Below are 12,950 nucleotides of genomic sequence, written 5' to 3' on the forward strand. Positions count from 1 at the left end.
GGGATAGGACAGGATGTCAAAGTTTTTAAAAGGAACTCTCATTCTTGTTATGGCGAGTCTGATTACAAGAATATTAGGATTTATAAACCGCATTGTAATTGCCCGTTTTATAGGCGAAGAGGGCGTTGGGCTATTTATGATGGCACTCCCAACGTTGTTTCTCGTTGTCAATATCACCCAGCTTGGCCTCCCTGTTGCCATCTCAAAATATGTTGCAGAGGCTGATGCCAGGGGTGATGAAAAAAAAATCAAGAAGATCCTGGTTGTATCGCTTTCAATCACCATTACGCTATCCATGATCTTTACGCCGGCCATGCTCCTTCTTGCTCCTGTACTCTCTGAAACTCTGTTTACTGACGCCCGTACTCTTTGGCCCTTAATGGCGATTGCTCCAATCGTTCCAATTGTTGCAGCTTCTTCGGTTTTGAGGGGATATTTCCAAGGCAAACAGAATATGAAACCCTTTGCTTATTCACAGGTCATCGAACAAGTGGCACGGATTACATTCATCGCAGTGCTTACAAAGACCTTTCTTCCATATGGGCTGGAATACGCCGCTGCCGGCGCCATGCTGGCCTCTATTATCGGCGAACTTGTTTCGCTGGCATACTTGATGACTACCTTTAAAATCAAAAAGCATTTTACATTCCGAAAAAACTTTTTTTCCATGGCCAAATCCGGGAAAAGCACCTTTCACGAGCTTATGGGAATTGCGATTCCTACCACTGGCAGCCGGATCATCGGGTCGATTGCATGGTTTTTCGAACCGATTGTGGTAGCACAAAGTCTCGCTGCGGCCGGTGTATCTACTGCCATGGCAACCAGGCAGTATGGCGAATTGACCGGCTATGCACTGCCATTGCTGTTCCTGCCTTCATTCGTGACTGCTTCACTTGCTACGGCACTCGTTCCTGCTGTCAGTGAAGCAAAGTCGCTTGGCAACTTCCAAATCGTGGAGAGACGGCTGCAGCAGACATTGCGCGTTACTTTTATCACAGGCTCTCTTGCGATCGTCACTCTGTTCGTTCTGGCTGAACCTATATTGCAGGCGATGTACGGCTCATCCCATGCCGCTATTTTCGTTAAATTTCTCGCTCCATTCTTCATCCTTTTTTATTGCCAGATGCCGCTTCAATCCATGCTGCAAGCCCTTAACCTAGCCAAAGCGGCCATGATCAACAGTCTTATAGGCGCTGTTTTAAAAATTGCGATCATTTGGTTCCTCGCCTCAAAACCTGAATTTGGAATAATGGGTGCAGCCGTCGGCATAGCCGCCGGTACCATTTTGGTTACATTCCTGCATTTCTCCACATTGCTTAAGGTGATACCGTTCAGTTTCACATTTCGTCCCTATTTTTATCCTGTCTGTTCAGCACTTTTATCCGGGTGGTGCGGTAATTATGCTTATAAAACTCTATTAATCGGCTATGGTTCTGTGAGCCGGTTATTATTGTCCATAATGGCAATCGCGATTGTATTTTTCATCCTATCCGTATTGACAGGGGTGATCGGACAAAAGGAACTGAAACGAATTCCTTTTGTCGGCCGCTTTTTTGGAAGGTTTGGTTTCAAATGAAGTACCTATTTTCTTTACTCGTTCACAAAAATAAGCGGCTCCCCTTAATCAAGGAATGCCGCCTATTCTTTGTCAATGTATAGCTGACCGTTATCGTATGTACAAAGGGAAATATCCCGAACATCCCTGTACCCTTTTTTGCTTATCTGTTCTTGCAGCCATCCAGCAGTTTTATGGATGCGTACCAGGGTCTCTTCTATAATCGTGCCATCTACAATCAGCGGGTATGGTGCACTTTCCTTTTCAATCATCCTCTTTTCAATTACGGAAAGCTTGCCCGACGGTTCTAAAATGGCATATTCAACATCCGAAACATTGATAATATTCTTTTGGCGGAGCTGAGTGAGAAGATCGTCAAAATTGTATCTCAGCCTCCTCATTTCTTTCTCGTCTATTTTTCCTTTATCGATAATGATACTTGGCTTCCCGTCAATCATATGCCTGAATGTAACACTTTTCAGTGAGATAAAGGCCAGCCCCACTTGGACAGCAAGAAGGAGAATCATGGGCAGCAGTGCATCAAATATAGGCTTTTCGGTATCTTCTATGGGCAATACGGCCATATCTGCAATCATAATAAAAACCACTAAATCTAATATGCTTAATTCGCCAATCTCCCGTTTTCCCATAATCCTGAAAATAGCTAATAAGACGAAATAAAAAAACAAGGAACGCAGAATGATGTACCAATAATGTGACACAAAGTCCCTCCTTCCCTCTTATTTATAGTGTTCCTTAGTTCCCCGAAAATACAAGTCGTGCTGGCTTTCCCGATTGGCAATTTATTGAATAAAAGCGGTCTAAATGAATGAATAAAGGAATATGTTTGTACAAAGTTGCCAGTTGTTACGGGCGCCATATAGAGGAAGGGAGAGGATTATCATCGAACCTAAAAAGCTTGGAACAGCCATTTTATACGGAGTGGCTGCAATATTTATGATTGGTATTGCAGCAAGCCTATTATTCTCCATTCTGCTCCGGTTTACAAGCATGAAAGAATCGTCGCTTACCTATGTGATTATGGCCGTTTCCTTTGCGGCATTATTTATAGGAGGGTTCATCTCCGGAGGTAAAGGAAAGAAACAGGGCTGGATGCTGGGAGGAGCGACAGGCTTATTATATTTGCTCACCGTTTTTCTATACCAATATCTAGGCCACGATATGCTTTTTTCGGCAAAACAATGGGTCTATCACGGCTGTTTTGTGATAACGGCTATGATGGGAGGTATCCTCGGCGTGAATTTGAGTTCGGATCGGACTCAATGAGAAAAAAAACGGTCTCCTGTAGGAAACCGTTTCTTTTATTGCTTGATAACAATCACGGAGCCACGATCAGTGATATGCAAGGCACTCACTTGTGACCCGTTTATTCAGGAGCACTTTCCGTTACTTCACGAACAGCTGCTCGATCATATGTAAGCCTGCTTCCGTCTCCGGCTCTAATGACGACTTTATTATCATCAATAGAATCGATTATACCGTGAAGGCCGCCGATTGTAACGATTTTATCGCCCTTCTTCAGGCCGCCCTGCATGGTCTGGACTTGCCTTTGACGCTTTTGCTGGGGACGGATCAGGAGGAAATAAAATAAAACAAACATTAACACCAATGAAATTAATCCACCGTAATTACCCATTCATATCTCTCCTTTCACAATTGTATGTTAAAAGTTTTTCGCATCCGGTTTGTTAAAGCCGTATTGTTCGAAAAACTCTTCCCTGAAGTCTCCAAGTCTGTCTTCTCGAATTGCTTGTCTGACTTGCTCCATTAAGTTTACCAAAAAATGAAGATTATGATAAGTGGTAAGTCGAATTCCAAAAGTTTCTTCAGCGCGTATGAGATGGCGAATATACGCACGGCTGTAATTTTGGCAGACATGGCAGCTGCAATTTGGGTCCAGCGGGCCAAAATCCCTTGCATATTTCGCATTTTTAACAACCAGACGGCCTTCGCTGGTCATAAGGGTACCATTTCTGGCAATCCTTGTAGGAAGAACGCAGTCAAACATATCGATCCCGCGAATGGCACCATCAATCAGTGAATCAGGAGAGCCCACTCCCATTAAATAACGCGGCTTGTCTGACGGCAGAAGCGGAGTTGTGAATTCAAGCACCCTGTTCATGACATCCTTTGGTTCTCCGACAGATAGGCCGCCAACCGCGTAGCCAGGGAAATCGAGAGATATTAAATCCCTTGCACTTTGCTTTCTCAGCTCTTCAAACTCCCCGCCCTGGACGATTCCAAAGAGGCCTTGGTCCTGTGGCCGCTGATGCGCCTGCAGGCACCTCTCTGCCCAGCGTGACGTCCGCTCAACAGATTTCTTCATATACTCATAGGTAGCAGGAAAAGGCGGACATTCATCAAAGGCCATCATGATATCCGAGCCAAGAGCATTTTGGATTTCCATTGCTTTTTCAGGAGAAAGGAATAATTTATCCCCATTCAGATGATTCCTGAAATGAACCCCTTCTTCCTCGATTTTTCTGAACTCGCTTAAACTAAAAACCTGGAACCCGCCGGAATCTGTCAAGATAGCGCGATCCCAATTCATAAACTTATGAAGGCCTCCCGCTTCCCTGATAATGTCATGGCCCGGACGCAGCCATAAATGGTAGGTGTTGCTTAAGATAATGCCTGCGCCAATTTCCTTCAATTCCTCCGGGGACTGGGTCTTGACTGTCGCAAGAGTTCCTACAGGCATGAAAACCGGTGTTTCAAACGAACCATGGGGTGTATGAACGATCCCCAGCCTCGCACCTGTTTGTTTACAGGTTTTAATATGTTCATAACGTATAGCGGTCAACTATGGTAGCTCCTTTCAGGCTGTAACTTATCAATTTTATGTCCAAGTTGATTTTACTTGATAAACATGGCATCTCCAAAGCTAAAGAACCGGTACTTCTCTTCTACTGCAGTATTGTAGGCATGAAGTACATGTTCGCGGCCTGCCAAAGCACTAACAAGCATCATCAGTGTAGATTTTGGAAGATGAAAGTTTGTGATCATAGCATCGATCCCCTTGAACTCGTAACCAGGAAAAATAAATATGCTTGTCCACCCGCTATCTTCTTTAAAACGGCCGCCATTATTGGAAGCAATCGTTTCAAGGGTCCTCGTCGATGTAGTCCCAACAGTAATGATTCGACCGCCATGATCTTTTACCTCATTTAATAGTCTTGCGGTCCCTTCCGTCATCTGATAAAACTCTGAATGCATTTCATGATTGTCTATATCGTCGACACTGACTGGCCTGAATGTACCGAGACCAACATGAAGGGTGATGAATGCAATATGTACTCCCATCTCCCGGATTTCATCCAAAAGATGTTCAGTGAAATGCAAACCTGCTGTAGGGGCAGCTGCTGACCCGCGCTCCTTGGCATAAACAGTCTGATAACGCTCTTTATCCTCCAGCTGTTCTTTAATATACGGAGGAAGCGGCATGGAGCCCAGTTCTTCCAGTACCTCGTAGAAAATCCCTTCATAATCAAAATCAAGGATTCGGCCTCCATGTTCCAGGGTCCCCACACAGGTCGCCGTAAGCTGCCCTTCACCAAAGACAATCTTCGTGCCTTCCTTAACCCGTTTAGCCGGCTTCACCAGCGTTTCCCAGGTATCTCCTTCCTCCTGTTTCAGAAGCAGCACTTCAACATTTGCCCCAGTATCTTCCTTGCTTCCATAAAGCCTGGCCGGCAATACCCTTGTGTCATTCAGCACAAGGCAATCCCCAGCCCTTAAATACTTTGTAATATTTTTAAAGACTTCATGCTCTATGGCTCCTGTTGCTTTATCAAGTACCATAAGCCTGCTTTGTTCACGATTTTCCAAAGGCGTCTGTGCAATCAATTCCTCCGGTAAATGGAAATCAAATAAATCCACTTTCATTTCTATGCCACACTTCCTATTCTGCTATTGTTGCTCGTACGAAGCTGCTGAGCAGCATGTATCTTTACTGAGTTTTAACCGGTGCAGGCATTCAATTTCACCTAAAACGCCCTATTAAATACAGGACAGCAGACAAAACGACGCTTATGATGATCGAGGTCACGACCGGAAAGTAAAACGTCGTATTTCCTTTTTTGATAAAAATATCACCTGGCAGCCGTCCGAGATTAATAAATTTCATGGCAAACCCAATTATGAAAATAATTACACCGATTGTCATCAATAATTTAGGCATACCTGTCATTCGGCAGGCACCTCCATATTAAAATGGCGGAACACTGAGTCTGTAACTACCCTGCCCCTGGGGGTCCTTTGCAAAAAACCGATCTGCAGCAAATAGGGCTCATAAACATCCTCAATTGTATGTGCCTCTTCTCCGATTGTAGCGGCTATAGTATCCAGCCCCACAGGCCCGCCGCGGAATTTTTCAATGATACCCTTAAGTAATTTATGGTCAATATGATCTAGTCCTAAACGGTCCACCTGCATCAATTCCAGTGCATAATCCGCAAGATCATGAGTGATAGTGCCATTACCGCGCACCTGGGCAAAGTCACGCACCCTTCGCAGGAGCCTGTTTGCAATCCTTGGAGTCCCCCTGGATCTTCGGGCAATTTCTGCAGCAGCGCCGCTTTCAATTTCTGTGTCCATGATTTCCGCTGTTCTTGTCACAATGAGCTTAAGCTGGGCCTCCGTATAATATTCAAGCCTGCTTAACACACCAAACCTGTCTCGTAGCGGGGCAGAGAGCGAGCCAGCCCTGGTGGTTGCACCTACAAGAGTAAAAGGCGGCAGGTCGATGCGGACTGATCGGGCAGTAGGGCCCTTGCCAATGACGATATCCAGACAAAAATCCTCCATCGCAGGGTATAATACTTCCTCAACTGCGCGGGGCAATCGATGAATTTCATCAATGAAAAGAACGTCCCCCGGCTCAAGCGCGCTTAATATCGCGGCCAGATCGCCAGGCCTTTCAATGGCCGGACCTGAAGTAGTCCGGATATTTACCCCCATTTCATTAGCAATAATTACGGCAAGAGTAGTTTTCCCAAGGCCCGGCGGTCCGTACAGAAGTACATGGTCCAGCGTTTCCTCACGCATCCGGGCTGCTTCAATAAAGACCTGCAGGTTTGCCTTGACCTTATCCTGCCCAATATACTGCTTTAAATTTTGCGGCCGAAGGCTTTGTTCAAAGGACAGTTCGTTCAGATCAGCTTCCTGGTTGAATATTCTCTCCTCCATATTGCTACCCCTATCTTAGCATCAGCTGCAATGCTTTTTTAATATATTGCTCTGTGGTCATTTCTTCTTTCTGCAATTCCTTGGAAACCTTATTAACTTCTCGATCCGAATATCCCAATGCCTTAAGCGCCTGTATGGCCTCATCCAATTGATTATTTAGCTGATTTGTTTTGGTTTGAACCAGGCGGTCATTGAATAAATTAGGAAAATAATCTGGCACAACATTCTCAAGTTTCCCTTTTAAATCAAGAATCATCTGCCTTGCTGTTTTCTTCCCGACACCTGGGAACTTTACGAGGAACGTCTCATCTTCATTCTCGATCGCCTGGACTACCTGATCCACCTGTCCTGAGGCCAGGATCGCCATTGCCCCCTTGGGTCCAATACCGGTTACATTAAGCAATTTAGTAAATAGGGCTTTTTCTTCCCTGGTCTGAAACCCATAAAGAGCAAAAATGTCTTCGCGCACATGATGATATATATAAACCTGGACCGGTTCCTTTATTTTAGCAGAAAAAATAAAAGGATTCGGCGTCAACACCTGATATCCGATTCCCCCGTTCTCTACCACTATGTATTCCGGTCCGACAAAGTCGACAATGCCTTTAATATAATCGTACAAATTTCTTCTCTCCCTGATTTAGCTGTAGCTTACATTTTATCATAGTTATATTCATATGTTGACCAAAACATTAGGGAGGTATTTTTGGCATTAGCTAAATGGAATACACCGGCTATAAAAGTCTAAACGATGGCAGCGGGAAGCGTGAGACCCAGAGAGGACCCAGCTGTTATTAAGCCTTAAATTCCAGGCAATCTGTGTACCCGCACAGAAAGGGGCTGTCTAAAAAGTCCATTTACTAAACAAGTCCAAAAAAACAAAAACCCGTAAATGTTGATTTAACAACATTCGCGGGTTTTGCTTTTATCAAGCTTCCTGCGGAAATATAGGGTTCCGGACAGCACCCTCTATTTAATGCTCCTGGAAACTGAATATAGTTTATAGGCTTCAATAACCTTTGCGTAGCGCATTTTATTGATGATTGGGATACCTGCAGAAAGTTCTGCCTGCTTGCTTGACTCCAGTTTCCCTACATCGATTTGATAAAATGAATGGATAATCCTTTCTTGTTCCGGCCTGCCGTTGAAGATCGTCAATGTTCCGTCCTTGGTGATCCCAAAGAAACCGTTCGCCTTCAACAATGGAGAGATGTCATTTACCGACCTCTTGAATACCATCCGCTCTTCATTCTGGTCGACTAACTGCCAGTCCTCATAGGCAGCCCAGAAATCCTCCATAGATAGAATTTTTTCAGTTTTTATCTCTTCACTTACTTCCCCATCCAGATACATCCGTTGCAGTATGATCTTGCGTTCAAGAGGTTCTGTAATGACATGCTCCTCTTTATAATCCCCGTCCTTTGTCTTGTCAGCAACTACTGACTCACAACAAAGCACCGAAGTAATTAAGGCAGTAGCCAGTGCAGCAAAAAACGCCAGCTCTTTTCTCATTACAATCACCTCGCGGTTGGAAGTGCCTTCTTTACTACTAGTTTGGCGTTTTTAAGGAATCTTAACCAGAAAATTTCAAATGAATTTTAATATAATGCACGAGAAAGACTAAATATCAGGATATGCAGTACTTCCCTGAATTGTTACCAGCAGCAATCTTTCTGAAAGTTTAGAGCACCATCTCTAAGATTGCATGATTTAAAGCCATTCGAAAAGGGAAGTGCTTTGCTGTCAATTTCCACACATAATAAATTTGTTCGTCTGACTTGCTTAAGCCACTGCTGATAACCCTATTCCATTCCCTGAAAATATCTGTAGGGAATGCGAGGCCATAGAGAAATAGCTGATTATAGCGATAGGCAGCCAATTGCGGATATGCCCATATCTCCTCATGCGATGCAATGACAGGCAGGAGCCGGTTGGCATATTGCAAATAATCAAACATCGGTGGAGCGATTGCAATTAAGTCAAAGTCAATCAAATACAAATTTCCATCCTTGCTCCTGAGAAAATTATGATGCGCTACATCCCCATGGATTATTACTTGTCTTTCCAAAGTTTCATATTGGAGATTTGCAAAAACTCCCCTCAATGACCAATTTGCCCACCATATCCATTGGTCAAGAATATCAATTGCTACGAACCTTCTAATTATTGGCAAATTATGTAGGAACAGGTAGAATCTCTCGCTCCACTTTCTTAAAAGCTGGAAGCGAGGGAGTTTGTCATTAAAATTAGGGACAAACACAGCAGAATGCTCGTGGAATCGTGAAAGCAGTTCCATTCCTTCCCTGCGATTATTCATAGTATCGAAATCAAATCTTTTCTCATGCGGAGGTATATACTCGATAAAGCTGTAAAGGATTCTATTATATTTAAATGGATCAAGGGTCGTGATGAATTTATAACTATTAGAAAATCTGCTGCGTTCCAGCAAAGCTGAAAGCTTGCGCTGAACAGCCCATTTATGCTGATCAGGAAAGCCTTTTATTATGAACTTTGTACCATCCTGGAGACTAAGAAGATAGACTTCATTCCTTATTTTGTTTATATCCTTCAGTTCCAGTCGATTGGCTTTGAAATAAGTGAGGAGACAGCCGAAAAAATCGCTGTCTCCATTATTATTATTATATTTCACTGCTTTCATCTTCAAGGTCCGGCATATGATAGCTCTCTTGAACTGGGCTTCCGTGCAGGGGACCGCCAATTGGCTGAACAGGAAAAGGAGTGTATGGCTGCTGCGGTGGATAGCCATGGCTATTTATTATCTGGGGCATCTCAGGCATATACATCTGAGGGTGGGGAGCATATCCGTCAAACCCTCCATAATATTCTTGCGGCCGTGTGTCCTGGGCAGCACCGAAAGGCAAATTATGCTCTGCGCCATATCCCAGGTGGTGTGGATACGGATGCCCTGGACCATGTGCCTGACCTTCTTCATACATGTTGGCCTGATAATGTTGTTCTGTATGATGAGCGAATGGACTGTTATCATAATATGGATCCCTTGATCCGAATGGCTGACCGCCTATCTGGCCTCCTGGGCCATACATAGGCTGGCCTCCATATTGACCTGCTCCATATTGCGGCTGCATTTCCATCTGGCTTCCTTCATATGGTGGTACATGACCATACTGGCCGCCAGCACCATGCATCGGCTGGCCTCCATATTGACCTGCCCCATATTGCGGCTGGCCCCCGTACTGGCTTCCATACTGAGGCTGCATTCCCATCTGGCTTCCTTCATGTGGTGGTACATCACCATACTGGCCGCCAGCACCATGCATCGGCTGGCCTCCATATTGACCTGCTCCATATTGCGGCTGGCCCCCGTACTGGCTTCCATACTGAGGCTGCATTCCCATCTGGCTTCCTTCATGTGGTGTTACATCACCATACTGGCCGCCAGCACCATGCATCGGCTGGCCTCCATATTGACCTGCTCCATATTGCGGCTGGCTCCCGTATTGGCTTCCATACTGAGGCTGCATTCCCATTTGGCTTCCTCCATATGGCGGCATCTCTCCATACTGCCCGGCTGCACCATGCATCGGCTGCTGGTGGCCTGGATTATATTTAGGTGCTCCGGCTCCACATCCGCAATCCGAACTCTCCTCATGGCCATGCCCGGGATAGAGGGATTGCATAAAATGAGAAGAAGATTCCACAGGCTGATAATATGGCGCTTGTGTATATTGGCCCATCACCTGCTGCTGGGGAGCCTGTAGATATGGATTTATTCCCGCTGAATAGGGAGGGTACATTTGCTGAGATGGCGCTTGCTGCATCCCTTGAACAGGATTCAGTCCAGCGCCGCTATACGGATGCTGTGACCCATAAAAAGGATGATTTTCTTGATGTATGCCCTTGACGACAGGCTCTTCCATAAAATCAGGGGATTCGGCTAGGCCCTGGTTTGCTGGTAAGAAAGCAGGCGGTGGTCCAGTTTGGGTACCCAAAACAGATGGCTGGGGGCCCATAAACGGCTGGTATGCCGGCTGCTGGCCGTAGCCCGGAGCGAATCCGCCAGTGAAAGGCGATGGAACTTGCTCACCCCACTGAGGCATTGGCGAATAATAGCCTGTAACAGGCATAAGTGGAGTTACAGGCACACATTCCTCCAATGGTTGAACATGTACCGGTGAAACGGGCTGGGCCGGCATGTTCTCCGCAGGTAAGTTTTCCTGAGCCTTTATTGGGCTGACTTTTCCAGGAGGAGGCGGAACATTGGGAACCGGTGGCACTGGAGGCATTTTTGCAGGCTGCTGAACAGCCATATTCTGCATATTGGTTATATAGTAGTTATTGATGTCCACTTCTGTTACGATGGGCTTGGGAGCTGGCTGTGGTACGGGAACTATTTTCTCTTTTATTATTTCATGTACAACTGGTTTCTCCACAACAATCGGCTGCTCTTTCACCTTTTCTTTAACGACGGGTTTTTCCTTAACAATCGGCTGCTCTTTAGGAGCAGGTTTTGGTTTCATCTTGATTTGCTCCATTACAAACGGCTGTTCTTTGACCTTAGGCATATTCATTGCCGGCTGTTCCTTTGCTGCCGGCTGGCCATATTGTACGGGCTGTTCTTTTGCCGCCGGCTGGCCAAATTGTGCTGGCTGTACATTTTCTGCAGGTTGAACATATTCCGCCTGCATAATCGGTGCTTCCTTTACATTTGTCGCTGTCCCTGGATTAGGATTCCCCATCTCCTTCTTTACGCCGCCTGATTGGCCAGGAATCTTGATTTTCATACCAGGCATTATCATATCCGGATTACTCAGCTGGGAATTTAGCTGTTTTAATTCTTCAAAGCTGACTCCATACTTTTTGGACAGCTTCCAAAGCGTATCCCCTTTTTGGACGATATGAATCTTCACGCTGTACATCCCTCCTGTGCATATGTCCTTATATACTATGAAACGCTGGGCATTTTGCTAACTTTTTTCATCAAAACTTATGCAAGGCGGAAAGTAATTATGATTGCAACATACCGGCATTGTAGACGCCTACTATAATGTACCTCAAAATAAAAACCTTCTTGATGTAAGAAGGTTTTTTTCAATAATCCATTCCCACGCTGTGTTTTCGCCGATGCAGGGAACCGCTGTTGGTTATTACTGAAGTTAATCTATGAACTTATTGTAAATATCCTGAGGATCAAAACATTCGCCGGCTTAGATAATCTTTTTATCTTTAACCCCAGACAAGGTTCCGACCCTGAAACTTTCATAGCTTCCCAGCAGTGATACCTTACATCCTAATGCCTCCAATTCGGAAATTGCACCAGGAATCAGGACTTCATCCAGCTTCTTTTCAATATCTACAATAAAAAAATAATTGCCTAAGCCCGTTTTCATTGGCCTGGACTCAATTTTAGACAGGTTTAGCTTCCTCCATGCAAACGCGGATAAAACCTGGTGAAGGGCCCCCGAGTGGTCGGCCGGCAGCATGATCATCAATGTCGTTTTATGTCCAGCTGAGTCCGTCAAATTCGATGTGTATTGAACAGAATTTTTAGAAACCACCACAAACCTGGTATGATTATGTTCATAGTCATGAATACTGCGCTTAACAATAGTTAGTCCATATTCTTCTGCAGCCAGTTCGTTTGCTATTGCTGCAATGGCTCTGTCCGGATTCTCCTTGACCATCTTTGCGGCAGCCGCAGTGGAGGTGGTGGTTTCACAGCTTACCCCCTTAAATTGCCTATGCAGGAATTTATGGCACTGTGCTATTGCATGAGAATGCGAGAAGATCGTCTCCGGCTGGAACAATCGATCCGCATGGTCTGGATGAACCATAAAATGCTGCTGAATAGGAATAATAATCTCCCCTTGAATCGGAAGGTCCACTTCATGGACCAAATAATCCAAAGTAATATTTACCGAGCCTTCAAGAGCATTTTCTATAGGAACAACCGCTAATTCTACCTTACCCTCATTTACTGCATCAAGGCATTCAGGTATAGTGGCCATTGGAATTTTGTTTCCGTCTGGAAATAGTTTAGAAACGGCTAGATCTGTGAATGTTGCTTTGGGTCCTAAAAAAGCGCTACGATAAGACATTTGTTACTTCCTTTCTGACGGAAAATTTACTGTCTATGTTATTCTATTTTCTGATTTATTACAATAGTCAGTTTGCCACAAATAAAAAAAGCCGTGCAACTTTGCACAGC

At 44.8% G+C, this 12,950-nt stretch carries 13 protein-coding genes; 2 read left to right on the plus strand and 11 right to left on the minus strand.

Annotation, left to right across the window (positions count from 1 at the left end; genetic code table 11):
• The first annotated feature begins 13 nt into the window (after positions 1–13).
• Positions 14–1,576, plus strand: coding sequence for a stage V sporulation protein B (spoVB, locus tag V1500_RS19665; protein WP_409301895.1), 1,563 nt, complete (start codon positions 14–16; stop codon positions 1,574–1,576).
• A gap of 62 nt (positions 1,577–1,638) precedes the next feature.
• Here spoVB and V1500_RS19670 read toward each other — a convergent pair whose 3' ends face one another.
• Positions 1,639–2,277, minus strand: coding sequence for a DUF421 domain-containing protein (locus V1500_RS19670; protein WP_409301896.1), 639 nt, complete (start codon positions 2,275–2,277; stop codon positions 1,639–1,641).
• A gap of 121 nt (positions 2,278–2,398) precedes the next feature.
• Between V1500_RS19670 and V1500_RS19675 the strand changes: the two genes are divergently transcribed.
• Complete coding sequence (locus V1500_RS19675) at positions 2,399–2,842, plus strand: TIGR04086 family membrane protein (RefSeq protein ID WP_409301898.1); 444 nt, start codon at positions 2,399–2,401, stop codon at positions 2,840–2,842.
• A gap of 100 nt (positions 2,843–2,942) precedes the next feature.
• Here the strand turns inward: V1500_RS19675 and yajC are convergent, their stop codons facing one another.
• The 10 genes from yajC to pheA form a co-directional block, all read right to left on the minus strand.
• Positions 2,943–3,212, minus strand: coding sequence for a preprotein translocase subunit YajC (gene yajC, locus V1500_RS19680; protein WP_409301900.1), 270 nt, complete (start codon positions 3,210–3,212; stop codon positions 2,943–2,945).
• Positions 3,213–3,239: 27 nt separating this feature from the next.
• Positions 3,240–4,379: a tRNA guanosine(34) transglycosylase Tgt gene (gene tgt / locus V1500_RS19685; protein ID WP_409301902.1), complete on the minus strand. Its 1,140-nt coding sequence runs from the start codon at positions 4,377–4,379 to the stop codon at positions 3,240–3,242.
• Positions 4,380–4,432: 53 nt separating this feature from the next.
• Positions 4,433–5,461, minus strand: a complete 1,029-nt coding sequence (gene queA, locus V1500_RS19690; protein WP_409301904.1) for a tRNA preQ1(34) S-adenosylmethionine ribosyltransferase-isomerase QueA — start codon at positions 5,459–5,461, stop codon at positions 4,433–4,435.
• A gap of 97 nt (positions 5,462–5,558) precedes the next feature.
• On the minus strand, positions 5,559–5,765 hold the full coding sequence (locus tag V1500_RS19695; protein WP_409301906.1) for a DUF2905 domain-containing protein: 207 nt from the start codon (positions 5,763–5,765) through the stop codon (positions 5,559–5,561).
• Positions 5,762–6,763, minus strand: a complete 1,002-nt coding sequence (ruvB, locus tag V1500_RS19700) for a Holliday junction branch migration DNA helicase RuvB (RefSeq protein ID WP_409301908.1) — start codon at positions 6,761–6,763, stop codon at positions 5,762–5,764. The genes V1500_RS19695 and ruvB overlap by 4 nt, the downstream gene beginning before the upstream one ends.
• 10 nt (positions 6,764–6,773) lie before the next feature.
• Complete coding sequence (ruvA, locus tag V1500_RS19705; protein ID WP_409301910.1) at positions 6,774–7,385, minus strand: Holliday junction branch migration protein RuvA; 612 nt, start codon at positions 7,383–7,385, stop codon at positions 6,774–6,776.
• 347 nt (positions 7,386–7,732) lie between these two features.
• Positions 7,733–8,275: a BofC C-terminal domain-containing protein gene (locus tag V1500_RS19710; protein ID WP_409301912.1), complete on the minus strand. Its 543-nt coding sequence runs from the start codon at positions 8,273–8,275 to the stop codon at positions 7,733–7,735.
• A gap of 169 nt (positions 8,276–8,444) precedes the next feature.
• Positions 8,445–9,413: a phosphotransferase gene (locus V1500_RS19715; RefSeq protein WP_409301913.1), complete on the minus strand. Its 969-nt coding sequence runs from the start codon at positions 9,411–9,413 to the stop codon at positions 8,445–8,447.
• Positions 9,403–11,652: a SafA/ExsA family spore coat assembly protein gene (gene safA, locus V1500_RS19720; protein ID WP_409301915.1), complete on the minus strand. Its 2,250-nt coding sequence runs from the start codon at positions 11,650–11,652 to the stop codon at positions 9,403–9,405. The genes V1500_RS19715 and safA overlap by 11 nt, the downstream gene beginning before the upstream one ends.
• A gap of 297 nt (positions 11,653–11,949) precedes the next feature.
• A complete protein-coding gene (gene pheA, locus V1500_RS19725; protein WP_409301916.1) occupies positions 11,950–12,840 on the minus strand; it encodes a prephenate dehydratase in 891 nt (296 codons plus the stop codon).
• Positions 12,841–12,950: the final 110 nt, after the last annotated feature.

Origin of the sequence: Peribacillus sedimenti, from assembly GCF_046237635.1 — a bacterium.
In the GTDB taxonomy this organism is placed as follows: Bacteria; Bacillota; Bacilli; order Bacillales; family DSM-1321; genus Peribacillus; species Peribacillus sedimenti.